Origin of the sequence: Geobacillus sp. CAMR5420 (assembly GCF_000691465.1) — a bacterium.
Taxonomy (GTDB): domain Bacteria; phylum Bacillota; class Bacilli; order Bacillales; family Anoxybacillaceae; genus Geobacillus; species Geobacillus thermoleovorans.
In genome coordinates this window covers 1-26,712 of record NZ_JHUS01000012.1, presented here as the reverse complement: position 1 = coordinate 26,712, position 26,712 = coordinate 1, and the positions used below count along the sequence as shown (strand labels likewise).

At 53.2% G+C, this 26,712-nt stretch carries 21 protein-coding genes and 1 riboswitch; of the genes, 4 read left to right on the top strand and 17 right to left on the bottom strand.

Annotation, left to right across the window (positions count from 1 at the left end; all coding sequences use genetic code 11):
- Window positions 1-46: 46 nt before the first annotated feature.
- From DI44_RS14065 to DI44_RS14130, 14 genes are all read right to left on the bottom strand, one after another.
- Window positions 47-1,702, bottom strand: coding sequence for a thiamine pyrophosphate-binding protein (locus tag DI44_RS14065; RefSeq protein WP_033009540.1), 1,656 nt, complete (start codon window positions 1,700-1,702; stop codon window positions 47-49).
- The gene (locus tag DI44_RS14070) at window positions 1,699-2,877 is read right to left on the bottom strand and encodes an aminotransferase class I/II-fold pyridoxal phosphate-dependent enzyme (protein WP_128723146.1); all 1,179 of its coding nucleotides are present in this window, start codon (window positions 2,875-2,877) and stop codon (window positions 1,699-1,701) included. The genes DI44_RS14065 and DI44_RS14070 overlap by 4 nt, the downstream gene beginning before the upstream one ends.
- Before the next feature lie 610 nt (window positions 2,878-3,487).
- Window positions 3,488-4,606 (bottom strand): RNA-guided endonuclease TnpB family protein, encoded by a 1,119-nt coding sequence (locus tag DI44_RS14075; protein ID WP_033024651.1) that lies wholly within the window; start codon window positions 4,604-4,606, stop codon window positions 3,488-3,490.
- 229 nt (window positions 4,607-4,835) lie between these two features.
- The gene (gene thiC / locus DI44_RS14080) at window positions 4,836-6,524 is read right to left on the bottom strand and encodes a phosphomethylpyrimidine synthase ThiC (protein WP_011229874.1); all 1,689 of its coding nucleotides are present in this window, start codon (window positions 6,522-6,524) and stop codon (window positions 4,836-4,838) included.
- 171 nt (window positions 6,525-6,695) lie between these two features.
- Window positions 6,696-6,809: riboswitch (TPP riboswitch) on the bottom strand.
- A gap of 135 nt (window positions 6,810-6,944) precedes the next feature.
- Window positions 6,945-8,198: a methyl-accepting chemotaxis protein gene (locus DI44_RS14085; RefSeq protein ID WP_033024650.1), complete on the bottom strand. Its 1,254-nt coding sequence runs from the start codon at window positions 8,196-8,198 to the stop codon at window positions 6,945-6,947.
- 657 nt (window positions 8,199-8,855) lie between these two features.
- Complete coding sequence (locus DI44_RS14090; RefSeq protein WP_011229872.1) at window positions 8,856-9,269, bottom strand: RDD family protein; 414 nt, start codon at window positions 9,267-9,269, stop codon at window positions 8,856-8,858.
- Between the two features lie 286 nt (window positions 9,270-9,555).
- The gene (locus tag DI44_RS14095; RefSeq protein WP_014194852.1) at window positions 9,556-11,082 is read right to left on the bottom strand and encodes a SpoIIE family protein phosphatase; all 1,527 of its coding nucleotides are present in this window, start codon (window positions 11,080-11,082) and stop codon (window positions 9,556-9,558) included.
- A 6-nt stretch (window positions 11,083-11,088) separates the two neighbouring features.
- Window positions 11,089-11,421 carry an STAS domain-containing protein gene (locus DI44_RS14100; RefSeq protein WP_011229870.1) on the bottom strand — a complete coding sequence of 111 codons (333 nt, stop codon included), beginning with the start codon at window positions 11,419-11,421 and terminating at the stop codon, window positions 11,089-11,091.
- Between the two features lie 17 nt (window positions 11,422-11,438).
- Entirely contained in the window at window positions 11,439-11,843 is a 405-nt protein-coding gene (locus DI44_RS14105) for an ATP-binding protein (protein WP_031212548.1), read from the bottom strand.
- Between the two features lie 244 nt (window positions 11,844-12,087).
- Window positions 12,088-13,740 (bottom strand): helix-turn-helix transcriptional regulator, encoded by a 1,653-nt coding sequence (locus DI44_RS14110; RefSeq protein WP_033024649.1) that lies wholly within the window; start codon window positions 13,738-13,740, stop codon window positions 12,088-12,090.
- A gap of 215 nt (window positions 13,741-13,955) precedes the next feature.
- Window positions 13,956-15,365, bottom strand: coding sequence for a phosphomannomutase/phosphoglucomutase (locus DI44_RS14115; protein ID WP_033024646.1), 1,410 nt, complete (start codon window positions 15,363-15,365; stop codon window positions 13,956-13,958).
- The gene (locus DI44_RS14120) at window positions 15,316-16,431 is read right to left on the bottom strand and encodes a hypothetical protein (protein ID WP_011229866.1); all 1,116 of its coding nucleotides are present in this window, start codon (window positions 16,429-16,431) and stop codon (window positions 15,316-15,318) included. The genes DI44_RS14115 and DI44_RS14120 overlap by 50 nt, the downstream gene beginning before the upstream one ends.
- Window positions 16,412-17,599 (bottom strand): glycosyltransferase family 4 protein, encoded by a 1,188-nt coding sequence (locus DI44_RS14125; RefSeq protein WP_011229865.1) that lies wholly within the window; start codon window positions 17,597-17,599, stop codon window positions 16,412-16,414. Before DI44_RS14125 ends, DI44_RS14120 begins: the two co-directional genes overlap by 20 nt.
- Window positions 17,596-18,639 (bottom strand): NDP-sugar synthase, encoded by a 1,044-nt coding sequence (locus DI44_RS14130; protein ID WP_033024642.1) that lies wholly within the window; start codon window positions 18,637-18,639, stop codon window positions 17,596-17,598. Before DI44_RS14130 ends, DI44_RS14125 begins: the two co-directional genes overlap by 4 nt.
- A 291-nt stretch (window positions 18,640-18,930) precedes the next feature.
- Between DI44_RS14130 and DI44_RS14135 the strand changes: the two genes are divergently transcribed.
- Both DI44_RS14135 and DI44_RS14140 read left to right on the top strand, forming a co-directional pair.
- Window positions 18,931-20,112 carry a Gfo/Idh/MocA family oxidoreductase gene (locus DI44_RS14135; RefSeq protein ID WP_033024641.1) on the top strand — a complete coding sequence of 394 codons (1,182 nt, stop codon included), beginning with the start codon at window positions 18,931-18,933 and terminating at the stop codon, window positions 20,110-20,112.
- A gap of 229 nt (window positions 20,113-20,341) precedes the next feature.
- Complete coding sequence (locus DI44_RS14140) at window positions 20,342-21,106, top strand: sporulation protein (protein ID WP_014194845.1); 765 nt, start codon at window positions 20,342-20,344, stop codon at window positions 21,104-21,106.
- 172 nt (window positions 21,107-21,278) lie between these two features.
- Here the strand turns inward: DI44_RS14140 and rlmD are convergent, their stop codons facing one another.
- Window positions 21,279-22,667: a 23S rRNA (uracil(1939)-C(5))-methyltransferase RlmD gene (gene rlmD / locus DI44_RS14145; protein ID WP_011229861.1), complete on the bottom strand. Its 1,389-nt coding sequence runs from the start codon at window positions 22,665-22,667 to the stop codon at window positions 21,279-21,281.
- A gap of 211 nt (window positions 22,668-22,878) precedes the next feature.
- Here rlmD and DI44_RS14150 point away from each other — a divergent pair, with 211 nt between their 5' ends.
- Both DI44_RS14150 and DI44_RS14155 read left to right on the top strand, forming a co-directional pair.
- Window positions 22,879-23,319: an Rrf2 family transcriptional regulator gene (locus DI44_RS14150; protein WP_021322251.1), complete on the top strand. Its 441-nt coding sequence runs from the start codon at window positions 22,879-22,881 to the stop codon at window positions 23,317-23,319.
- A gap of 83 nt (window positions 23,320-23,402) precedes the next feature.
- Window positions 23,403-24,278 (top strand): SDR family oxidoreductase, encoded by an 876-nt coding sequence (locus tag DI44_RS14155; protein WP_011229859.1) that lies wholly within the window; start codon window positions 23,403-23,405, stop codon window positions 24,276-24,278.
- Window positions 24,279-24,531: 253 nt separating this feature from the next.
- Here the strand turns inward: DI44_RS14155 and DI44_RS14160 are convergent, their stop codons facing one another.
- A complete protein-coding gene (locus DI44_RS14160; protein WP_014194841.1) occupies window positions 24,532-26,001 on the bottom strand; it encodes an alanine/glycine:cation symporter family protein in 1,470 nt (489 codons plus the stop codon).
- 366 nt (window positions 26,002-26,367) lie between these two features.
- Entirely contained in the window at window positions 26,368-26,532 is a 165-nt protein-coding gene (locus DI44_RS19075) for a hypothetical protein (RefSeq protein ID WP_014194840.1), read from the bottom strand.
- Window positions 26,533-26,712 lie beyond the last annotated feature (180 nt).

Sequence of the window (26,712 nt, the reverse complement as noted above, 5' to 3'; positions counted from 1 at the left end):
ATGATTTATTGAGATAATTTATACATTGAACGCCGAGCGATGATCGTCAGGACTTCCTCTTGGCCCGCAAGTCCTGGATCGTGGCGGCCACCGAAATGTGGTCCGGATCGGCCAATACTTCAATCACCGTCGGCTTCTTGGCCTCAAGCGCCAACAGAAGCGCTTCCGTGAACTGTTGTTCCGTCTGTACTTGGAACCCGCGGCCGTTTAGGCATTCTGCCAAACGGGCAAACGACACGCGGCCTAAATCGGTGCCGATGACCCGCCCCGGAAACTGCAATTCTTGATGCATGCGGATGGTGCCGTACATATGATTGTTAAACACAATGCTGATGATCGGAATATCGTATCGAGCGGCCGTTTCCAACTCCTGCACCGTCATCATAAAGCCGCCATCCCCGGATAAAGAAACGACGGTCCGGTCGGGAAAGGCCAGTTTCGCGCCAATGGCGGCCGGCATGCCATATCCCATCGCTCCTGACGTCGGGCCGATGTACGTGTGCCCATCCCCAAACGGGAAAAAAGCATGGAGCCAACCGGCGAAATTCCCGGCATCGTTCGTAATGACCGCATTTTTTGGCAAATGGCGCGCCAAACTTGCCATCACAGCTTCATAGAGATTGCGATGTTCCACCGGCAGCCTGGCTGTTTGTTCGTACCGTTTCCTCCGTTCAGCCGCCCATTCTTGCCAAGACGGCCGCACCGCGAGATCGAGCAAACGGGACAGCACTTCCTGACAGTCAGCCCAAACCGCGAGATCCGGTGCATACACTTTTCCGAATCCATCGCTGTCAATATCGATGTGAATCAGCGTCTGATTGGGAGAGAGCAAACGGTAATCTTGTGTCGTTACTTCCGATAGCCGCGTTCCCAATGCCATCACCACATCCGCCTGCTCGGCCGTTTCGATGACCGCTTTGGGCGACCCTAGACCTAGGTGTCCGACATAGCACGGATGGTTGTGGGGAAACACGTCATGCCGCCGGAACGCCGCCATGACCGGAAGTGCATACTTTTCCGCCCATAAGCGCAGCAACTGCTCCGCTCCCGACCATTTGACGCCGCCGCCGGCAATCACGAGCGGCCGTTTGGCGCGCTTCAGAATCTCTTCAATGTGCTGTATATCTTCTTGCCTTGGTGCCGGCTTCGGCACATCGGTCTCGGCTATCACTGCTTCCGCTATCGTTTTGGAAAAGACATCTTCTGGCAGTGAAACGACGACGGGGCCGGGCCGCCCTGTTTTCGCGGTGCGAAACGCCCGTTGCACCAGCTCTGGCACCCGCTCGGCTTCGCGAATTTCGACCGCCCATTTGGCGATCGGACGAAAAAACGCTTCCATATCGACTTCCTGAAATCCTTCACGCCCTAGGAAGCGGCTGTTCACTTGCCCCAAAAACACGACCATCGGAGTGGAATCTTGCCTCGCGGTATGGACGCCAATCGCCAAATTCGCTCCGCCGACCGCCCTTGTAGCCAGCACGACGCCGCACTTTTGCGACGCTTTCGCATACCCTTCCGCCATAAAGGAAGCACCCCCTTCATGGCGGGCGGAGATGAACTCGATGGATGGCTCATCATAGATGGCATCAAGGAGGGGCAAATAACTTTCCCCCGGCACACCAAACACATAACGGATTTGTTCCTGTTTGAAACATTCGACGATGGCTTGAGCCACCGTGATGTGACGCATCGTTCGCTTCATGGCGCCGATTCCTCCCAATTCACTTGCTTCCATCGTTCAACGGCTTGCTCTAGACGCTCGAGCGGCGCTGACAGCGATACGCGGACATATCCTTCCCCTGCGGATCCAAACGCTGTTCCCGGTGTTACGATGACTCCCGCTTCTTCCAGCAGTTTGGCGGCAAATCGTTCGGACGAGTATCCGTCATAGACCGGGATCCACAAGAAAAAGGTCGCTTTCGGCCGCTGCACGTCGATGCCCAGTTCTCGAAGTCTCTCGACCATCATATTCATGCGTTGTTCATAAATGCGGCTATTTTCTCGAATAAACGTCCGTCCGTTCGTCAAAGCGGCCACCGCCGCCTTCTGGATCGGAATAAACTGGCACGTATCCGTGTTGCTCTTGATCACCGAAAGCGCTCGAATCATGTCCCGGTTTCCGACTACGTATCCGATGCGGCAGCCGGCCATGTTATAGCTTTTGGACAACGATCCAAATTCCACCGCCACTTCCTTTGCCCCGTCCACCTGCAAAATGCTCGGCGCTTGAAAACCGGCAAACGTCACGAACGAGTAGGCCGCATCATGAGCAATGAACATCTGGTGCTGACGGGCAAGTGAAACGGCTTCGGCAAATACATCCAAATCGACAGCGGCGGCCGTCGGATTGCTCGGATAATTGAGAAACATGATTTTCGCTTGGTCATAAACGGACGAGGGAAGCGCATCAAACCGAGGAATATAACCATGTTGCGCATCGAGCGGCAGCGATAGGCTCTGGCCGCGGGCAAAATGGACGGCCGTCCGGTAGACAGGATAGCCCGGATCAGGCACTAAGGCGAGCTCGCCGGGATTGAGAACGGCTTGCAGCAAATGGACGATTCCTTCTTTCGAGCCGATTAACGCCAACACCTCGGTCTCCGGATCGAGCTTGACGCCATATTCCCGTTCATAAAAACGCGCGACCGCTTCCCGATACTCCCTGCAGCCGCCATACGGCGAATACGTATAGTGTTCTGGCGCATCGAGCGCTTCTTTCAACGCTTCGATGACAAAGGAAGGGGGCGGCAAATCGGGGGCGCCGATCCCTAAATCAATGACATCGACCCCGAGCTTTAGCAATTCTTCTTTTTTCTTCTGAAATCGGGAGAACAAATATGGCGGCATCGTCTGCACAATATCGGAAAATGTGTTCAATCCCATCCCTCCTCATGGCCCTTCGTTTCAGTTTATGCGCACGCCCATCACCCTCATGCCCGTCTCACGTTCAAGAAGCAGCCTATCATACCAATGGCTTTCTCACATCAAGACATCATCAAAATCTTTTTTCTCGAAAAGCGGTCGATGCAGGAGAAGTGGTTATTTTTTCACTAAGCTGCTAGAAAAACGCGATCAACCTTCTGAAACCCGGCCCTTTCGCCATAAAAAGAAGCGGCCGGCATCATCCACGGTTCGATGACGCAACTGGCCGCTGTCTATGGAAGCGAAGCGCCGGCGAAGGCGCCGCGATAGACTGCGCAGTTTTCCCCGCATGATCATTCTATGACTAGAAATTTGCACCTTATGCCATTATCATAATCAATCCGAAACGATTTGTAAATATATTTTTTAAAAATTATATATTTTTAAAATAATAAGGAACCGCACCAATTTGCACAACAAACAAGAGGGGCGGTCAACTACCCCCACTTAGCTAACGCTTGAAGTGGGGGCTTGCAACTCCCCAGAAGTGCGAGCGGACTTCGTCCTCCTTCCTTGACTTGGGGTTGCATCAGGGGGCAGGTTGACAACTACCCAACGACGCAGGTCATGCCTGTGTCGTTCCTTCAACGATGTACTCTATTCCTTTTCGTTGAAGGTTCATAGCACCAATGCGGTCATCGTTTGAGGTATATCCGCATGTTCGACAACAAAAGGTGTGTGTACGTTTCTTTCGATTGGCTTTTTCCGTATGACCACACTTTGGACATGTCAAAGAGGTGTAATGCGGAGCAACCACAATCACTTTTGACCCATGCAAACGTGCCTTATACTCTAACATTTGACGGAACTGATAGAAAGCCCACGATACGGTTTCATATCGGTCATGGATACGTACACGTTCTGTTTTTTCACGAATGCCTGTTAAATCTTCTAATACAAAAAGGGTACGTTCTCCATATTGACGAACGAGTGCCTTCGTGACAGCATGGTTCACATCCGTCATCCAACGGTTTTCTCGTTGTCCGATTGTTTTCAACTTCCGACGCGCAGAAGCCGTCCCTTTTTGCTGGAGGGTTTTTCGCATTCGTTTGTACTTGGCACGCATATGCTTGATTTTTCGTCCGTTAAAAAAGATAGTTTTCCCTTGCGAATCATAAGCTACTGCAAGAAAGTTAACCCCTACATCGACACCGACCACTTGGCGAATGTTGTGTTCATCTACGGTTGGAATTGTTTTGGTCATGGGGATGTGCAAAAAGAATTTGTTATGCTTGTAGACGAGTTTGGCTGTGCCAAACGTCCATGAGCCATCAAAATATGGTTCCATGCCTTTTGGTTCGAATGGCACTTTGATTCGTCCTTCTAGCGTATTGACAGAAAATAACCCTTGAACAATGGAGTAATCTCGATTCCAAACGAGATCATATTCAGGCTTTTTAAAGCGAACCAATGTCCATTCATGACCATTGCTTTTTAGGGAGCGGTATCTAGCGATCACCGTTTTAATCACAGATTGCGCCATTTGCGAACGCAAAGCGTAGTTTGATCGAAGTAGACGATAGGTCATGTCGTGTAACTTGGCTTGTGCAAGCACTTTTGTGTCAAAAATCACAACAGACACAGCGTTGCACGCTTGTCGATAAGCGGAAAGGGTGGCTTTCAATACTTCTGCTTGTTCCGCTGTTGGGTAAATTTTTATTTTGGCTGTTAACGTCATGTCCATTTGTCTCACCTCTCTTTCACTAAAAGTGATACAAAAACACAAAAAAAGCGATTCCTCCCCCACTTACTCCCTTTGGTCGTTGAAGTGGGGGTCTCCTCGCCAAAGACGATGAACGTTCGCCCCCCTCCGCTGCTTCGATCAGCACCGAGCGTTTTCCAGCTCATGCTTTTTCCGTTGATCGAACTTCCATATCCTCTCCACCATGCCGAGCATCGCAGCCCGCTTCTTGTCATTGATACAGCGACGACCCTTGCCGAATAAATTGTTGCGCTTTTTCTTTCATCCCCTCCTCTTTGATTTTCCGTTGCAGTTCATGTGAAATGTTCATGGAACAAAATTTCGGCCCGCACATCGAACAAAAATGAGCCGTTTTCGCCGCCTCAGCCGGCAATGTTTCATCATGGTATTCGCGGGCCCGTTCCGGATCGAGGGATAAATTGAACTGATCGTTCCAACGAAATTCAAAGCGCGCTTTCGAGAGCGCGTCGTCACGCTGCTGAGCGGCTGGATGCCCTTTTGCCAGATCAGCCGCATGGGCGGCGATTTTATAGGCCACGACCCCGGCGCGTACGTCCTCTTTATTCGGCAACCCTAAATGTTCTTTGGGCGTTACGTAACAAAGCATCGCCGTTCCATAAGCGCCAATGATGGCGGCGCCAATCGCTGACGTAATATGGTCATACCCGGGCGCGATGTCGGTGACAAGCGGCCCTAACGTATAAAACGGCGCTCCATGACAAATTTCCTGTTCCCGCTCGACATTTTCGCGAATTTTATGCATCGGAATGTGCCCCGGCCCTTCGATCATCACCTGCACATCATGCTTCCAGGCGATTTTCGTCAGCTCGCCGAGCGTCTTGAGTTCCGCAAACTGCGCCTCATCGTTCGCATCGGCGATGGAGCCGGGGCGCAAGCCGTCGCCAAGGGAGATCGCGACATCGTATTGTTTCAAAATCTCGCAGATTTCTTCAAAATGCGTATACAAAAAGTTTTCTTCATGGTGGGCCAAACACCATTGGGCGATGATCGAGCCGCCGCGCGAGACAATTCCGGTCGTCCGGTTGGCGGTGAGCGGAATGTAATGAAGCCGCACACCGGCGTGGATCGTCATGTAGTCGACTCCTTGTTCAGCCTGCTCGATGAGCGTCTCGCGGTACACGTCCCATGTCAGCTTCTCCGGCACCCCTCCTACCTTTTCGAGCGCCTGATAAATCGGCACCGTTCCCACGGGGACCGGCGAATTGCGGATGATGTACTCGCGCGTTTCATGAATGTGTTTGCCGGTCGATAAATCCATGACCGTATCGGCGCCCCAACGCACTGCCCAAAGCAATTTTTCCACTTCGTCTTCAATCGATGAAGAAACAGCCGAGTTGCCGATATTGGCATTAATTTTCACATGGAAACGACGTCCGATGATCATCGGTTCGCTCTCTGGATGGTTAATATTGGCCGGAATAATGGCCCGACCAGCGGCGACTTCTTGGCGGACAATTTCTGGATCGATTTGTTCACGAATCGCGACAAACTCCATTTCTGGCGTAATGATCCCCCGTTTGGCGTAATGCATTTGTGTCACTGTTTTTCCGGGCTTTGCCCTCAATGGACGGCGCACAAACGGAAGCGAACGTTGGATCGCAACAGAAGACCGCTCCATTTCCTCCACATCGCCGCGCTCGACAATCCAGCGGCGACGAAGAGGAGGCAAGCCTTTCTCCACGTCCGGTTCAAAATCGGGATCCGTATACGGGCCCGTCGTATCGTAGACACGCACCGGTTTGTTTTCCACCATTCCTTGCGGCGTTTTCGTTGGCGATAAAGCAATTTCTCTCATCGGCACGCGCACATCCGGGCGCGACCCTTCGATGTACACCTTGCGGCTTTCCGGAAACGACATAAACGAGCGGATGTTTTCCATGCGTGGCTTCCCCTTTCAACATAAAATGATGAAAAATCAGATCTGAAGCCACACCGTCTGAAGCGGGGCAAACACGAGAATAGGCGATGGCGGCCGATTCAAAATAAAAACAGGTTCCGACACCGGAACCTGATCGAAGGCAAAAGGCCAAATGAACAAGACACGTCCATCTGTTCCCGCTGCCTGCTTCCCTACGCTGGCATGACCCAGATCAGGTTCAAAGGGTCAAAGAACTTCATCGCGTTCTTTTCTCAGCCCGGCTCTCGGACTCCCCTAGCAGATAAGCGTATCACAATGATGACTGACTTTTTTTATTTTATCAGGCAATTGGCAAAGATGCAAACCATTTTATTCCAAACGTTGACTCCCACACGTCGTTTGAAAGCCCCTCTTTCTCGAAGAAAGCGTCCTTTTCCTCACTCACACAGAAAATTTCTTCAGCATTGCCCGCATCTCGTCCGCCATCTGACCGAGCGATGTCGACGAAGAGGCGATTTCCTCGACGGAAGCCATTTGTTCCTGGGTCGCTGCCGATACGTTGGCCGCACCAGACGCTGACTGTTCGACAATATTGGTCATCTGTTGGAGTGCGTCGTTCACTTGACGAGCATGCTCCGTCATTTGCTCGATGGCGGACGATACTTGTCCAATTTGTTTGCTCACTTGGCCGACCTCCTCGCGGATATGGGCAAATGATTGGCCGCATGCCGCCGCAACGTTCAATCCTTTCGCCACTTCGGCGATCACCTGTTCGGCAGACGCAACTGCCCGCTTCGTTTCTTCTTGAATGTAACCGATCAGCTCGGAAATTTGTTGCGCTGAGCGCGCTGATTGTTCTGCGAGCTTCCTCACTTCGTCCGCGACAACCGCAAACCCTTTCCCTTGCTCGCCGGCGCGCGCCGCTTCGATCGCCGCATTGAGCGCCAACAAATTCGTCTGCGACGCAATGCCGGTGATCGCTTCCGTAATCTGTCCAATCTCGTTGGAGCGCTCCCCAAGCCCTTTCACCACCTGGCCGAGCGTTTGCACATGATCGTAAATGAACTGCATTTGCTCGGACATTTGTCCGATTGACTGCTTGCCGTCCTCTGCTTTCGCCGACGTTTTCTCGGCGCGGTGCGCCACATCTTTCGTATGGCAAGCGACGTCGCTCAATGTTTGGGAAATATCATGCACGGACGCGGCGGTGGTGCGGACAGCATCGGCCTGTTCCTCCGCACTTGCCGCAAGCGTTTCCATCGTTGTCGCAATTTGCTCTGTCGCTTTCGTCGTCTGTTCGGCGACAGCGGCAAGCTGCTGAGAATATTGCGCTACTTCTTCGGCATGATGTTGGATTTGCCCCATCACACTTTGCCAAGCGTCTGCCATATCGTTTAACGACGCCGCAATCGGCCGCAGCTGCTGCACGCGATCAAGCGGTATGCGCACCGTCAAATCTCCGCCTGTCATCTTGCCTAAATGTTCGTTAATAACGGCAATCGGGGCAACAAACCGTCGATAGTTGAGCGTTGCCGAAACGAAGCCGAGCATCGCGCCAAACAGCACCGTAGCAACAAGCGTCCACCAAAATGCCGCCCCGCGAATGCCGTTGACCAGGCATGTGGCCATGCCGATCGCCGCTGTGCCAGGAATGACAACGAACATTGTGCGGATAATATAACTGGATAAAGACAAAGTCGTTCTCCTCCTTTTCCATTATGCAATCGTCTTTTCTTTATCTTCACCGCTTAAATAGATTCGTGAATGATCATTCATTTTCCTTCCTGGCCATAATCATGAATGTGTGGATTTGCAAAGATTTTCTAGTCTAAAAGGCTGGTGAAAAACAACGGATTCGCTCGGTTTGGGAGAAATCGCAAGGAATTAAGTTGTGGCGCCGCAAGACTTTTCAATTTGAACAACAGTGTTGAAGAGCAATATTCCCTCTTAAATCGCCAGCCTTCTAAAAGGCTGGTGATTTAGTGAAAAGCCGCGGAAAACGGAATCTCTTCTCAAATTGAGAAGTCCTGTAAAATCAACGCTTCTCTTTCAGCCGAAAGCAACGGGTTCGGCGAAATCGGTCGTTTTTCACCAGCCCTCTAAAGGGCTGATGATTTAGTGAAAAACGCGGCTGATCCCGGTCGTTTTTTCATTTGAGAAACATTGAGAAATCAACTTTCATTTTTTGGAGAAATGCCGCTGATTGGCGTGCGACAGCCTTTTTTCACCGGCCTTCTAAAAAACAACAAGGCCCCACTCAAAAGCGTCATTCTTTTGATCGTTGATGATCCGTCACGAAAGATAAGAAAAGGCGTCCCGACCCTCTTGGGACACCCCCTGCTGTTTTCTGCTTTACACCGTCGGTTTTTCCGTTGTCACATACGTCCCAGCGATAAAATCGTGAATCGACCGTTTGTCTTCTCTTGCAGCGACCATAATCGCACTAATAATGAGACCAATGCCAAACGTGATAAAGTATACGAGTCCGCCAACGAACGAGCGCAAAAACATCGTGCCGACCCCAACTTTTCCGCCGTTGACTTTCGCAATCCGGATGCCAAGCATCCGCTTGCCGACCGTATATCCGTACCAAACAGCCGGAACGATTAACGCGTAAAGGATGTTCGCTAATGACGTAAACCAGTTCGTTTCCCAACTGCCAGTGATGAAATAGCCGATGATCGAAATCGGAATGCCAACGACAATCGCATCCAACAAGTTAGCCAACAGCCGCTTCCAAAATCCAGCCGGATTCGTCACCGCCATATGTCTTCCCTCCTGTTGCCTTTTCTATATTGTATTCGCAATCAACAGCGTAATTGTCTTTATTTTAACCTGAATTGTGGAAAGGAATCTATACTATAGTTTGGTGTTTGCCGCCATTATTGGGCGGCAGGAGTGAATGCGTCTTTTCACGATCCGTAAAAAAGATAGCCCAAAAGGCCATTTTTGCAACCGAGACACAGTTGGCTGCCGTGCCGTTTCATACATAAAGAAAAAGCAGCTTGTGAAGCGGATCGATCATCCGAATACAGGCGGCTTTTCCCCTCGTTTAGCCAAGCTTGGCCACCACCGCCGAAAAATCGTCCGGAAGCGGCCCTTTTTGCGCAAAATGGCGGCGCAGATGGTCCAAAAGCACCTGCTCGTCCAATAAAATATGCGGCGTTAGCGCATCGCGGAACGCTTCAATCTTTTGCCGAACGGATCCCGCCCCCCCTTCAATCGCCCCGTCGGAATACAACACAAGCGTCGCCCCCGGCTCGTAGCGCAACCGGCCGCTGTCGACAAAAAGGCGCGGAAGCAGCCCGATCGGCGCGCAGCCGCGGTCCAACTCCGCCACCGTTCCGTCCGGTTGGAACAAAAACCCCGGCGGATGGCCGGCTGATGCATATTCAATCATCCGTTCCTTGACATCCACAAGAACATACACGGCGGTGAAATAATACGTCATCCGCCCGTTTTCATGGTACAACTGGCGCATATGGCGGTTCAACTCGCGAAACACTTCCGTCGGAACGATCCCTTTGCGGATGACGCCGTTTAAGAGCGAGCGGACCGACATGCAAATGAGTGAAGCCGCTGCCCCATGACCCATCACATCCATTAAAAAAATGCCGTACCGCTGTTTGTCGATCGGATACCAGGCGTACATATCGCCCCCCAGCTCCCGTGATGGGATGTACGTTCCGGCAATCTGGATTCCTTTGGCCGACAACGGCTTGCTCAACACGCGCTTTTGCACCTCGCGGGCCAGCCGCAAGTCATCTTTCATCGCTGCGATGTATGGGTTCTCATAAGTTGGACCGGCAAATAAAAACAAGTAAAAAGCGATTCCTCCATCATGGCCAGGCACAGCCCGCACTGTCGTCTGCCTGACATAGACCGAACCGTTTTTCCGCCGCCAGCGCACCCACCCCCTCCATTCTCCACTTTCCCCAGTTCCCGCTTGAATCACCTCATAAAGCCAGGCCTCGTAATAACCCGCGTAAAGCGTATGCAGCGGCTGACCGACAATCTCTACACCATGGCCAGTGATTTTTGTGAACGCCGGATTGACAAACTGAACGACAAACTGGCCATCGGTTACGAGCATCGCCTGTTCCATCGCTTTGTACACTTGTTCAGCGAGCTGCCGTTCATTCTCGTTTCGCTTTGCTTCTGTCAGATCAGCGACAACTCCGCTGACGAGCCTCACTTCCCCGAATTGGCCAAGCACAGGAAACGTCCGTTCAAGCACCCAGCGGACGGAGCCATCCCGCTGATTGATGATGCGATACGTTTGGGCACCCGCATCCGCCCCCGAAAGAAGCGACCATTTTCTTTCCGCCTTGGCGCGGTCATCCGGGTAGGACACTTTTGCCCATATGTCTTGATCGCGGTAAAAGTCGTCCGGAGGCAGGCCGTACAGCTGCTCGCATGATGACGAAATGAACAAGAGCCGCCTTTGTTCCGGCGCTGCGAGCCAATACACATAATCGCCCGGCCCAACGAATACATTCATTTTTTCCAAGCCGAGAAGCAACTCTCGCCACGCGAGGTGGTCATAACGTTGAACATGTTCCCAAAACCCATCCACCATAGAACGTCATTCTCCACTGAAATAATCCATGGCTTCCTTCTCTGTGGCAAATAGTTTGATAAACGAAGAAAATTTGACGATATGGAAAATTTCTGCAAGCGACCCTTCCACTCCGGCAATGACCAACTCTTTTTGTCGGGCTCTCGCCGCCATGACGCTGTCAGCGATGACCCCGAGTCCGGCGCTGTTAATGTATTTGACCCCCTCCATGTTGACGATCAATTGATCCGCCTGTTTGTCCAGCAACTTTTCCAGCGCTTGACGGAACGATTCGACATTGTTTAAGGTAATATCTTCTGCCCATGTCAGCGTGCAAATTGCCCCTTGTTTTGTCTCCATCTTGTTTCCTCCAATAGTCACTCTTTTTTTTTGCATTTGCACATGCAAAACAAGACGTTGTTTCCCGCTTGCTTCACGTATACATCGTCGACGATATGGGTGATCAGCTGCAGCCCCCTGCCGCGCGGCCCAGTGTTGACGACATCAGTTTGGGCTACGGAGAAGCATCCTCCTCGCTGTTTGACAATGATCATAAACTGTCTCGCATCAATTTTCCAAAATATCCTAAATGGCAGTTTTCTCGTTTTTTGACAATATTCATACGCATTCGTGCACGCTTCCTCTGTCGCGAGCCGAAGAAAAAGGCAATCGCGCGGCAAAAACCCCATTCTCTTCGCCAGTTCCTCGGTAATGTCCATCGCTTTTAAAATGTCCGCCGTTTTCACGATCGCCATCGTTCGGATCATGGCCTTGGGCTTCATCGGCATTCCCCTATCCTTGTTATGCTTATGCGCCGGCCAAAGCAACATGGCAGCTTTTCCACTATCCCACGTTCCAGCGCTGGGGAAAACGGATTCGAATGCTATTTTTCTCCTTTATTGTTCCATCTATCGAAAAATAGTTCTTATTTACTACAACTCATTATAATACAAAATGGGGTTCATTCCAATTTCCTACATCCAAAAAAAAAAGACATCATGGCACCCATCGTCCAATGATGTCCCCTTAGCAGCGCTGCCGGCGGTGGTTTAGTTGATACACAAGGGCGATCAACTGCGACCGGTCATTGACGCCAATTTTTTGAAAAATGTTCGTAATATGATTTTTCACGGTATGGACGCTAATGAACAACCGTTCTGAAATTTCGCGGTTGCTGCAGCCTTGAATGAGCAGCTCCAATACATCCATCTCCCGGGCTGTCAACTGCTCGGACAGCATGTCGATATTGACCGTCCCATCATTCCCACCGTGGGCCTTGCCGCTAATCATCATCGCACCAATCGCGGCCAGCGCCGTCATATACACTTCCGCCTCTTTCGCTTCCCTTCCTTTCTTTATATGAACGGCGAGAACGCCATAGCGGCCATCGCCGACGAAAAACGGCACTTCCATCACCGATTTGCCCTCGACATCAAGCAACGCCGGCACCTCGCTTTTCGCCTTCTCGCCGTGACAGCCATAGCGACGGCAGACATCATCCCGATAACGAACGGCCATTTCTACGTCCATCGCTCCTTCGTGGACAACGGCTGTTTGGCCATCGCTAGACCATACCACACAGACGAAATCCCCGTAAGCAAACTCCGCGGCGAATTCGGCCATCATCCGGATGATTTCTTCCTCATTCTGCACCATACGCATGGCCCGTCCAATTTCCATCAACATCGAAAGGCGCATCAAATGGCGGTCCATTTTCATATCGGCCTCTGTACATTTAGCCAGAAGCAGCCAATGTTGAACGAGGGCGGAGCCGACCGAACGAAGCGCCGCTGGCAGTGAAGAGGCCGCCTCGCTGCCGATCATGACCCATCCTTCCATTGTTTTCCCGTACATCGCCGGATACGCAATCATCGCTTTCGGGCGGATGCCATGGCGGACAAAAAAGGAAAAGCGTGGATCCAAAGCGGCATCTTGAACGTAAACCGAACGAAGCGGCGGCTTCGAAGACGAAAGCGGCGGAAACAACGCATCGATCATCTTGCCGCGCAGCTTTCCGGCCTTTTCCCCGCTTGCCGCCGCCACCATCCATCCTTGCGGACACTTGGCGATATACAACGCCATATCGACGCGTTCATCGAACGCCCGCAACTCAAAAAGCAGCTTATCCACGTCCGCTAGGGCGGAGCTGTCCGTGACCACTGCTTCGAGCCGTTTTCCGTATTCACAGCATTGCTGCTTGCGGCGCTCGCCGCTGATTAATTCCCCGCATATGACCGCCATCTTTTCTATATCTTTTAACTTCGCTTCGACTGCCCGCGCCGGCAGCGCCACCGATCGTTCGATGGCTGACACCCACTTTCCGCCGGCTGCCAGCGGCTGTTCGCAAATGAGCCATTTCGTCTCTTCCTCGATAAACACGCCCGCCCAAATCCAATATTCCGCCTTCTCATCGACAAACACGGGAGCGACGATGCTTTTCATGCCAAAACGCCCGACCGGTACGACCGATGGACGCTGCCATCCGTCAATAACAAGTTCTCGCGGGCAGAAAAACGATGGCGCTTCCCTTTCAGCTGCAAACAAAACGAGCTCCGCCAGCTCGGTCATATTCGATACTTTCGTCACGGGAGCGCCGTGATCATCGACGATAAGCATGCTCAACTCCGTCAATGCCGCGTATGCATCTTGAATATATTGCAACGATTCACGGATCACCACGCCTTCAACTCTCCTACAACTCGTTTTTACCCCTATCTATTATGGACAAATAACTGGCAAGAAATCAAGCTTTAACCCCCTGCGACAGCAAAAACAAACCGGCGCCGGCGGCCCGCACGAGATAGCGGGCGCCGCGCCGGAAAAGAGTTTTTGCGCCAAACAGAGCGCACCATCAAGAACAGGCCCAAGCATTTCGAGCAGCTTGGAAATGAACATCACCAATCGATGCACAATTCAAGAGCATGGAGACAATCAGACAGTTGCCGCTTAATCTCCGCCAGCGCTTCCTCCGTCTTCGCTTCTGCGCGTAAGACGAGAATCGGCTGCGTGTTCGACGGCCGCACCAACCCCCAGCCTTCCGGGAACTGGATGCGGGCGCCATCGACGTCAACAACCGGATAGCGGCCAGCGAACCGGTTTTTCACCGCAGCAATGGCAGCTGGTTTTTTCTCTTCCGGACAAGCAACTCGCGTCTCCGGCGTCGCCGCGTACCGCGGCACATCGGCAAACCACTCGGACAGCGGGCGCTCATCGTGCGACAGTAATCGAAGCAGGCGCCCAGCGGCGTACAGTGCATCGTCATAGCCGTAAAACTCATCATTGAAGAACAAATGGCCAGACATTTCACCAGCAAACGGGATCTCCGGACGACGGCGCAACGTCGCTTTGACGTGCGAATGGCCGGTGCGATGGAAGAACGGTTTCCCGCCGAGCCGCTCAATTTCCTCAACAAGCGCTTGCGAACATTTCACTTCAACGGGCGCGTCGGCTCCCGGATAGCGCTTAAGAATCTCGCGCCAGAACAGCACCATCAGTTGGTCGCCCCAACGGATCGCACCCGTTTCATCCACAACACCGATCCGATCACCGTCGCCGTCAAACGCGATGCCAAGATCAGCCTGCTCCTTGCGCACCATCTCAATCAAGGCCGTTAAGTTCTCCGGCACGACCGGGTCCGGATGATGGTTCGGAAACGTTGGATCGGATTCACAGTAAAGCGGGACGACATCGCATCCCCACTCTTTGAGCACTTGTGGCGCAATGATCGATGGGGTGCCGTTGCCGCAGTCGACGACGACCTTCAGCTTGCGCGGACCGAGTTGGATTTTCTCCTTCAACATCTTGATATATGCCGGAGCAAGGTCCAACGTTTCCTCGCGCCCGCGCGCTGTTTCAGGCCGCGGCTGTTCCTGGCTGAGCCGCTCCATCGCCCGCCGCAACGCTTGGATGCGCTCGCCATAAATTGTCGTTTTTCCCATGGCGATTTTAAATCCGTTCTCATCCCCTGGGTTATGGCTGGCGGTGATGATCATGCCGCATGGAATGTTCGTGTAGTATAAGCTGTAGTAAAACATCGGCGTCGTCGAAAGCCCAATATCGACGACATCGCAGCCGCCATCGAGCAGCCCATCTTTGAGCGCCCGATGCAAGCCAGGCGATGATAGACGATTGTCATGACCGACAACCGCCCTCTTCTCGCCTTCCTTTTGCATCATGTCGGCAAAGGCCCGTCCGAGCCAATACGCGAACGACTCATCGAGCTCCTCTCCGGCTCGTCCGCGGATGTCGTATTCTTTAAACACGTGTGCCGGCCATGCGAACGGTTTCGTTGTTGACGTATTCATCGACAACCACCTCCACCGAAATCGATTGAGCGATTGCTGCTGTTAACAAGTACGACAATGTTGACTCCGCCCCCCGATTCGGGTTCGGGCCGTTCGGGCCAAGCCCGTCGCAGCAACTGCCGTCGCTTGGGTCGGCAAGCGGCGCGTTGCCGTCGTTTTGTCCGTAAAACCAAGCGAGGCAGCGGCGGACGACGCCGCGATAACGCTCGTCGTCCGTTGCCCAATACGCTTCGCGCGCCGCCAAAGCGAGCTTCATCACATCAAGCGGCTGTTGATCCCAATCGGCGCGGTAGCGGCGGCTGCACCAGCCGCGGTTGCCGACCGGACGGATGACACCTCCCGGTCCGCTCATTTTTTCAATAAGGAAAGCAAGGCTTTTTTCCGCCACTTCCTTCACCTCATCCCGAGGCGCGCGCCGATATGCCGTCCAAAGCGCCCACGGCAGCACCCCGTTGGCGTACGTCAACTCCGGCTCATACCAATACCAATCGTCGCCAGCATGCTCCCAATACGCCGCAAGCAGCCGCTGCTCAAGCCGTGCAGCCAAAGCTGCCACTTCCTCTTGATCGACGCCAAGCGGGCGTCCTTCTGTCAATAAGACGCCGCAAGTGGCCACCCCCCAGGCGACGCCGCGCAGCGAACGAAGCTCCCAAGCCGCCGGCATGGCCCGCCGCAACATATCTGCTGCCGCCTCGCGCCGCGCCGGATCGCTGAGGCGAACGTAAGCCAACGCCGTCGCCCAAAACGACCGCCCGAAGCAGTCGTCTGACGGCGTTTCCTCTTCTTTTGTCCGATCGAAGAAAAAGTTGTTATGGAACGTGCCATCATCGTTTTGCGCCCAAAGCAAAAACGCCAAATACCGGTCAAGCAAACGGTGCAGCCGCTCTTTCTCTCCTTTGTCTTCACATAGCGCCATCCATTCCAGGCACGCCCAGATGGCGCGGGCGTTGTCATCGGTCGAATAACCCTCGCGACGGCGCGGGATGCGGCCAAGGCTATGCTCAAGCAATCCGGTGTCGTCAGTCATGCGCTCGAGATGGTCGAACTTAATGACTGACGGTGCCAATGGTCTTCACCTCCCCACGTTTCGCGTCGCACATGCGCGCAAACAAGGCGACATGCTGTTCGCCGACGCGCGGCCAATGCGTGTTTGCCCCGATTTGGCGCACCTTTTCCTCCCATCGCTTCAGCGCCGCCTCGTCGGCCAACAGCTGCCCGAGCCGCTCTTCCCAGGCGGTCGTATCGCCATACGGCAACAACAGCTCTTCACAACCTTGCAACAAATCGCGCGCATGCTCATACGGCGTCGAAACGACCGGACGGCCGACGCCGACCGCATAGGCAAGCGTGCCGCTTGTGATTTGCTGCATGCCCGGGTACGGGGTGACGTATAGATCGCACGCCGTCAAATAATCGATCAATTCCTCTTCGCTGAAATACCGATCTTCCATGTAGACATGGAGCTCAAGCCCTAAACGGTGAATGAGCGATTTCAACTCCTCGCGATATGCTTCTCCTTCCCTCTTTTTCACTTCTGGGTGCGTCTGTCCGGCGATGACATACAGCGCTTCCGGCACCTTGCGCACAACGCCCGGCAATGCGGCCAAGACCGATTCAATCCCTTTGCCGCGGCTGAGCAGCCCAAACGTCAACATCACTTTGCGGCCGCTGAATCCGAGGCGTCGGCGAAGCGAATCGCGATTTTCGCTGCTTGGGCCTGGAGCACCGTGCGGAATGTAGACAATTTTTTCTTCCGGCAGGCCAAACGCTTTGACCAAATACGGAATCGCCTGCCGGTTCATGACGATGATCGCATCGCTTGCCGCCGCGATTTTCTCTTGAATCGGGCGATACGGCAACGGCGGGTCGGCAAACACCGTATGGAACGTCGTTACGAGCGGCTTGTTGAGCGCGGCGATGAAATCAAGAATGTATTCGCCCGCCTCGCCGCCGAAAATGCCGAACTCATGCTGCAATAAAACGACGTCGATGTCGCTTTCATTCACCCTTTTGGCCATCTCGGCATACGCCGCGCGGTTTTGCGCCGGAAGCGGCCAATACGCCGGGTTGTGGCGATAGGCGTCATCGCCGTCGCTTTCGTTGTACAACACGATGACGCGGTCGCCGTCGGACGGGCCCCGGACGCCGTCAATGCTTTGTCGCAAATGTTCCGTAAACGTCGCCAGCCCGCACCGCCGCGGCGGGTACGTGCTGACGTAGGCAATTCGAATCATGCTTGCACCGCCTCCTTGAACTGATTAATAATCGAATCTTCGAACACTTCTCCCGCCGGCGTCACCGTCCGATAGCCGAAAATGCTGTTTTGCAAACGGCTGCGGTCACGAATGACAGAGCGGTCCCAAACGATTGTCTGCGCGCAATGGACGCGGGCGCCAATTTGGCAGCGGTCGCCGATGACCGCATTTGGGCCAATGACAGCCTGCGGACCGATTTTCACGTGGTCGCCGATGAGCACAGGCGGCACAAACAAGACGCCAGACCCAATCTCCACGTTTTCACCGACAAACACGCCCGGTTGAATTTCACGTCCTTTGAGCGGAATCGGAAACTCCCGACGCAACGCATCCCAATGCACTTGGCGGTAGCGGGCCGGCGTCCCCATATCACGCCAGTATCCGGTGCTGACGATGCCATATACACCGACATTCTTCTCGATCAGCAGCGGGAATGTTTCGCGTTCAATCGATACTTCCCGCTCAGCCGGAATATAGCGCATCACGTCCGGCTCGAAAATATACATGCCGGCATTGATGCGGTTCGATGGCGCTTCTTCGCGGCGCGGCTTTTCGACAAAGCGTAAAATTTGCCCACGATCGTCTTGTTCGACCACCCCATAGGAAGAAGGATCGTCTACTTCCGTTAAAACAATGGTCGCCAAACCGCCATGTTGACGATGGAAATCAAGCAGCGGGATCAATTGCGGCAAATGCACAATGTCGGCGTTAAACACGAGAAACCGTTCCTTCAGCCAGCGCTCGGCGTTTTTGATCGCCCCAGCCGTTCCGAGCGGGAACGGTTCGAGCGCGTATGTAATCTTGACGTTCCAGCGCTTCCCATCTTCGAAATAGCGACGGATCACTTCTGAACAATGATGTGCGGCGATGACAAATTCGTTGACTCCTTGGTCGCGAAGATGAACGATGAGGTGTTCAAGCCATGGCCGGTTCGCAATCGGGGCCATCGGTTTGGGGATGTTTTCGGTCAATGGACGAAGACGCGTACCTAATCCTCCTGCCAGCAACAATGCTTTCATTTCGTCATCCCTCCATATCTTTTTTTCACAAAAATAGACACCTTTTTTGACGGATGAACGAGAAAATGAAAGTAGTTCATAGATTGCTAGCACTCGGCTGCGATGGTTGCTAATAATAATATACATAATATTCCTCCTTCTATGCAAGCGAAATAATTGTCGGATGGTGTCGATGAGGAATGATTGATGCTTGCAAATTTCAAAACTTTCATTTTCTCGTTCTTCTTTTTCTTTGCGGTATAATGAGTATCGTTAATGCTATATATATGTGAGGGAGGAGGAGAATACGCCATGATTTCTTCATCATCTTTCCGTTACCATGTTGGCATTGCCGGTGCCGGCGCATTCGCTGAATTTCTCGCCGGCGCGCTCGCCCCGCTTCCTTCCTTCCATCTCGCCGCTGTCGCCGGGCGGACGGACGAAAAACGCCAGCGCGTCATCGACGCCTATCGCCGCCGTCAGCCGCAGGCGGGCGACGTGCGCGAATACCGCGAAGTTGAAGAATTGATCGTTGACCCGCATGTTGACATCGTCATTCTCACCACCCCGCCGCATTTGCACGCCCCGCTTGCCGAGCGGGCGCTTGAGGAAGGAAAACATGTGTTGCTTGAAAAGCCAGGCGGCCTCACCGCCGAGGCGCTGCGGGCGAATATCCAGCTCGCCGCCCGCCAAAACCGGGCGTTGGCGGTCAATCTCGTCCTTCGCTACCACCCGCTCGCAGAAGCCGTCAAGCAACTCATCCACCGCGCGTTTCTTGGCCCAGTGGACTACGCAAGCCTTCACAACGCGGTTCACCGTGTCGCGGAAGGCCATTGGTTTTGGGACGAGCGGCGAAGCGGCGGCATCCTGATCGAGCACGGCGTCCACTTTTTTGAAGTCGGACGCGACTGGTTTGGCGAAGCGGCTTCCGCACGCGGATTCGCGTTGCGAGAACCAGACGGCACACGGCCGCGCGTCGGCGCTACGGTGATTCATGAAAGCAACGGCTGGCGCATCCCCGTCCATTATTACCACGGCTTTACGATGGACCCCGCCGCTTCGGAATCGACGCACTGGGACATTCATACGGCACGCGGGCGCATCGTGCTTGAAGGCTGGATTCCGACGCAGCTATCCGTCTCCGGCCTCGTCTCAACCGATGAGGCGGCGCATATGGACGCTTTGCTTGATGCCATTCCGAAACAACCGTCCTCCCGCGCCATCGAACAAGTCAGGCAAGCGGCCAACCGCCTGTTGCCGTCGGTTCCACGGTCAGACGCCCCGCGCATCCCGTACGAGCGCACCGTGGTGCTCTCGGACCGCCACGGGTGGTACGAAGCGATTGCCCAAACGCGCTTTCTTGATTTTTGCCGTTTGATCGAGAACCCGAGCTGGCGCGTCCTCGTCACTGCCGAAGACGCCGCCGCCGACCTCGCTTTGGCGGAAGCGTGCACCGTTGCAGATGAAGAAACCGATCCGCTCGGCATCCGTTAACACAACGAAACAAAAAGGAAAGGTGTCCCAAAAAGATCGGGGCACCTTTTTTGATTGCCGTATATAATTGTTAAAAAGCAATATATTGCGTTTCGCTTCTTGAACATCGCCCTTTGGCGTCAGACTCTTGGCGGGACGGTATCGTTCCCACCTTTTTAATTAAGAAGGACGGAACCTTTTCACCAGGCGCTCCGTATTCTCAACTGAAATCGATGACAAGGAGGAGAACTTGTTGTTCAAAAAACTGTTAAGTTCTATCGGCATCGGAGCAGCCACTGTTGATACGAAATTAGCGAAAGCGCAATATGTCCAAGGCGAAACAGTCGAAGGGATTGTCGACATTCGCGGCGGCAGCATCGAGCAGCATATCGACGAAATTTACTTAGCGTTAGTGACGACCTACCTTCGAGAAATCGATGATAAGAAACACGAGGAAAAAGCGGTGCTGGCGCGGTACAAAGTAAGCGGCTCGCTGACGATTGGGCCGAACGAAACGAAAACGATCCCGTTTCAATTCGCCTTGCCGTACGACGTGCCCGTCACGCTCGGCTCTTCGCGGGTATGGCTGCAAACCGGCCTTGACATTAAAATGGCGCTCGACCCGCAAGACCGCGACCATCTCGCCATCGAACCGCACCCGCTCGTCGCCGCGTTTCTCGAGGCAGCCCGCCAATTAGGATTCCGCCTCCACCATGTGCAGTGCGAACAAGCGCCGCGCTATTGGCAACGGCGGTTGCCGTTTGTCCAAGAGTTTGAATTCAAGCCGGCAAGTGGACCGTTCAAAGGCTGTCTTGATGAATTGGAAGCGATCTTCTTTTTGTCTGAAAACAGCGTGGAAGTCTTGCTGGAAATCGACCGCAAGGCACGTGGACTTTCTGGGTTGTTCGCAGAGGCGCTCGATATGGACGAGACGTTTGTCCGGTTCACATACGGCACAGGCGACATCCCGGCATTGCCGCAATTACTGGCAGATGCGATCCAGAAGTACAGTTAGACGGAAAAAACGAAAAGGGCCGTCCGCCATCTTTTTCCTTCCGCTTCTGAAGTTTGTAGGTGGGGCATAGGTTGCACATCTATCCCTGTAAATGATTTCTATTTGTTTCAAAAAAGGATGGCAAAAGCAATAAATCCCGTTTCTCCCTATCCGAGAAACGGGATTCCTTCCATCATGATCCCCGAACAAGCAACGCACAGCACTCGACATGGGCCGTATGCGGAAACATGTCCACCGGCTGGACGGTTTTCAATGTATAGCCGAACGAGACTAGCTCCGTAATGTCTGACGCAAACGTCTCCGGATTGCACGAGACATACACAACCCGCTCCGGCCGCGCCCGGCCGATTTTGCGCATCACCTTCCCGCCCGCCCCCGAACGTGGAGGATCCAAAAGCAGCAGCTCCGGCCGCCCGAACTGTTCCAACACTTCATCAATCCCGCGTCTTGCATCCCGAGCCAAAAAGTACGTATTATCAATGCCGTTGTCCTTCGCATTTCGCTTCGCCGACTCAATCGACGTTTCAACAATTTCAATGCCAGCTAACGCTTTGACCCGTTTCGCAAATGGCAGGGAAAACGTCCCGACTCCGCAAAAGAGGTCGATCATGTTTTCATGAGGCTGCGGTTTGCCCATCTCCAACGCCAGTTCAACCAATTTGGCCGCCTGCACTGGGTTTGTTTGAAAAAACGTATCAAACCAAAGGCGGTAGCGGAAGCCGCACAATTCATCGTAAATGAAATCACGTCCGGCCAACACATGGGTTTGTTCCGCTTGGGTGCGGTCCGCCCACGCCCGATTCTCGAGCCAAAGCAAACTTTTCACTTGCGGGAGCATTTTGGTGATCCGCTCCGTCAAATCGGCCGCCGCTTCTTTCAGATCCCCTTCCGGCGCCTCGGTCGCAAAGAGCGCCACCATCACCTCTCCTGTCGCAAACGACTCGCGCACCATGAGGTGGCGAAGCAGCCCTTCGTGGGTATCTTTGTGATAACCAGGCAACCGGTGATCGCGCGCCCAACGCGCCACCTCCATGGCCGCTTTGACGATCTTCTCGCCGGCAATGAGGCATGTCTCCAACGAAATGACTTGCCGGAAGTTCCCTCGCTCGTGCAGTCCAAGCAACCCTTCCGGAGAAAACGTAAACTCCATTTTATTGCGGTAATGCCACGGATGTTCCATGCCAATCGTATCGCGGACAACGCCAGGGTCAAATCCGTGCTCTTTCAAGAGCGTCTTGACATGCTCCGTTTTATGGCGCAGCTGCCCTTCATAGCGCCAGTGCTGCCAGACACAGCCGCCACAGCGGTCAAAGTGCGGACACGAAGGCGCAAGCCGTTCCGGATGCGGCTCGATCACTTCTTCCACTCGGGCATGGGCCCTCCGGCGTTTCGGCCAATCGATCAAAACCCGCACCTTTTCACCAGGAAGCGTGGACGGAACAGTGAGTTTGAGCTTTTTTCTCCTCCCTTCTTCTTCCTGCCAAACGACCGCTTGTCCCGCTCCTTTTTTATCCAACTGATGAATGTCCGTAATGAACGATTGTTTTCCGCTGTCTGTCAATGGCTTTCCTCCTTCCGAGATGAACGATGTTGTCACCCTTTATGTATTGTACACGATCAGCGGGCGAATCCAAAGCACCTTTCCGTCACGGCGTCAACCCCTCTTCTCTCCGGCGCGGCCTTTGGCGGGGATTTATCCCTTTCCGACCGGAAGCACGATTGATCCAAAACGGCCAGCACCAAAGTTGACTTTTCCTGAAGATATAACTATAATGGTTACAACGGTGGTGTTTTACGTGAAACAAATTAGCACACGATTTTCGATGGCCGTGCACATCCTTTGCTTGCTTGCGACCAGCCCGGCCGATTGCACCGGAGATTTCATCGCGCAGAGCGTCAATACAAACCCTGTCATCATCCGTCGAATTATGGGCATGTTAAAAAAAGCGGGGTTGGTTGACGTCCGCCCCGGAGTCGGCGGCGCTTCGCTACGCAAACCTCCCGACCAAATCACGCTGTTAGACGTGTATCGGGCCGTCGGTGTCGTGGAAACGGATCAACTGTTTCGCATCCATGAACATCCGAACATTCAGTGCCCGGTCGGGCGGAATATCGAGGCGGTTCTGCAAGCCGAACTGAAAGCGGCGCAGGCGGCCATGGAAGAGCGGCTTTCGCAAACGACGATCAGCCGGCTGATCGCTCAATTTCAATAATAAAAGCTCTTAACAGGGCTTTTATTTATACATCGGTTGTAACCAAACTGGTTATAACAAAACAAATGAGGAGGTCTAGGCGTATGAACATATTAGTCACCGGGGCAACCGGAAAATTAGGAACGAAAGTCGTCGAAACGCTGTTGAAATCCGTGCCGGCTCACCAGCTGGCCGTCAGCGTCCGCCAGCCGGAAAAAGCCGAACATCTTCGGGCCCGCGGAGTCGACGTTCGCCATGGCGATTTTGACCGCCCCGAAACGTTGGAGACAGCCTTTCAAGGGATTGACCGGCTGTTGATCATCTCCACCGACGGAGACAACGAAACAAGAATCCGCCAGCACACAAATGCCGTCAACGCCGCCCAACGCGCCCAAGTCGGATTCATTGCGTACACAAGCCTGGCGAATGCGAATGAAAGCCGGCTCGCCTTGGCCGAAGTGCATCGGGTGACGGAAGAAGCCATCGCAAACACCGGCATTCCGTACTCCTTTTTGCGCAACAACTGGTATTTGGAAAACGAAATCGGAACCGTTCAAGCCGTCCTCGCCGGGGCGCCTTGGGTGACATCAGCCGGGACAGGCAAAGTCGGCTGGGCCCTTCGCCAAGACTACGCCGAAGCCGCCGCTGCCGTCCTCGCCGGAGATGGCCATGAAAACACAATTTACGAACTTTCCGGCCCCCTCATGACCCAAGAAGAACTCGCCGCCGCCCTCGGCGCCGTCTTAGGCAAAGACGTGCCGGTGCAACAAGTCAACGATGCTGCCTATGCTGATATCATGAAAAAGGCTGGTTTGCCCGATCCGCTCGTGTCGTTTCTCGTGGACATTCAACGCGGCATCCGCGAAGGCTCCTTAGAAATCGAAAGCAACGACTTTGAAAAACTGCTCGGCAGACCGGTGACGCCGATTCACGACGCGCTGGCCCAACTTGTTCGTGACCTAAAGGGAACAACCCATTAATTTCCACAAAAACCGGCCCTGCGGCCGGTTTTTTTACGAAACAAACTTCCTCCCCCTCTCCCCTTTTCCATCTTCCCGACCGCCATCCCCGTCAGCTCATCAACCGTTTCGTCATCATCTCCTGTTTCCAACTTTTTTTCAATATCTGCTTTGCCTAACAGGATTCCAAAGCGGCCATTCCCAGGATGCCGGACGCACAAAAACGGTGTCCCGAACGCAGCGGGACACCTCCAACTCTACAACGTATGATGGCTTATAACGCTTGTTCCTTCTTTTCGTCCACTCTCGTATACCCATTTTCCCAAAATGTCGCGTTCTTGATCCCGTATTTTGACGCATTGAATTCCGGATCCTTGCCTTGCTTCAGCTGCTCCTCATAATCTTTTAGCGCAATATAGGCCGGTTTAAACAACAACAAGATCGCGATCAAGTTGAGCCACACCATGATGCCAAGCCCGATGTCGCCCATCGCCCATGCCGTTGTCGCCGTTTTGACCGTTCCATAGAAAGTGGCGGCCAAAAAGATCACTTTGAGGGCAAAGAAGGCCGTTCCCCTCTTTTCACCGCGCACAAGATAGGCGAGGTTCGTCTCGGCAATATAGTAATAGGCGTACATCGTGGTAAAGGCGAAGAAGAACAGAGCGATCGCGATAAAGGCCGAGCCAAACCCCGGGAAGAGGGTGTCCACCGCCGCTTGCGTATACCCTGCGCCCGGTTCTACCCCTTCAAGGTTGACGACAATCGGCTCCTTGGTTTTTTCATTAATGACATTATACTGGTTAGTAAATAAAATCATCAGTGCCGTCGCCGTCACGACCAAGAACACGTCCAAATAGATCGAAAACGCCTGCACAAGCCCCTGCTTCGCCGGGTGGGACACTTCCGCCGCCGCTGCCGGGTGGGCGCCCGTCCCTTGCCCCGCTTCATTCGCATAAAGGCCGCGTTTGACCCCCCACATCACCGCCGAACCAAGAATGCCGCCAAACACTTGATCAGCGCCAAACGCGCTTTTGAAAATCAAACCAAACACATCCGGGACTTTCTCAATATTGGCCGCAATAATGGCAATCGCGACCAACAAATAGCCAACTGCCATAAACGGAACGACAATTTCCGCCGTTTTGGCGATCCGCTTCACTCCTCCAAAAATCGTAAAGCCAAGAACAGCGATCACGAAAATTCCCGTCACCAATTTCGGAATGCCAAACGCATTCGAAAACCCATCCGCGATCGAATTCGCTTGAATCCCCGGCATCAATACCGCCATGGAGAGAATGATCGCCCCGGCAATCACAACCGCAAACCATTTCCAGCCAAGGCCTTTTTCAATGTAGAACGCCGGACCGCCGCGGTATTGTCCGTCTTGTTCCTCTTTATAAATTTGCGCCAGCGTCGACTCGACATACGCCGTCGCCGCTCCGATAAAGGTGATCACCCACATCCAAAAGACCGCGCCCGGCCCCCCGTACGCAATCCCCGTCGCCGTCCCAGCGACGTTCCCAACGCCAATGCGGCCGGACAACGACATCGTCAACGCCTGGAAAGAAGACACCCCGGCCTCAGAGCCCTTCCCCGTCGTCACAAGCCGGATCATCTCTTTCACGTGGCGGATTTGCAGGAAGCGGGTGCGAATGCTAAAATACAAACCACAACAGACAATAAAAGCAATTAAGAAAGGGCTCCACAGCCACCCGTTCACCGTTTCCACGAGCTTTTCAATCAATCCAATCCCTCCTATGCCAGCTGATTACTTTTGTTGTATAACACATAACCAAATAATATTATAAATACTACACACTTCTGCTTCAATAATTTTTTTATATATCATTCTTTTCTGCATTTTCTTTATATTTCCTGCGCTTGTCCTCGTGTAGAAAAATGAACGACTTTCTTCGCTTTTTTAAAAATAACTTTGAAGCCCAAAAATGATAGATGAGGCAAGACAGAGAAATCCGCCTCGAACGATCCCCTAATGCCAGTCCTTGAGGCCTTTAAGCACGAGTCCCATCTTCTCCGAATGATTCCCTCCCGAAGCGCCGCAAACGCAAAGCCGAACACACAGAACAGCGTGTTCGGCTTTGGCTTTCCGTTACATATAACCGATGAGAAACACGACAAAACCCGCTAATCCGACCGATGCTATGAAGAGACCAAAGGCGATCCGTTTGGCGGCTTTGCTCTTTTGGACAACGCCATACACGAACAACACGATCGACATGATCAACAAAAGCAAAATGAGAGACGAAATGCTCACGTTCAGCGCTCCTTATCATGCACTGCCACTTGTGGTGAAGAGCCTATTCTTTAACTTTTAGCAATCGCATGCTGTTTAATGTTACGAGTAATGTTGCTCCCATATCGGCAAATATCGCTAACCATAGCGTTAACCAACCAGGCACAATTAACAGTAATGACAATGCCTTAATCCCTAAAG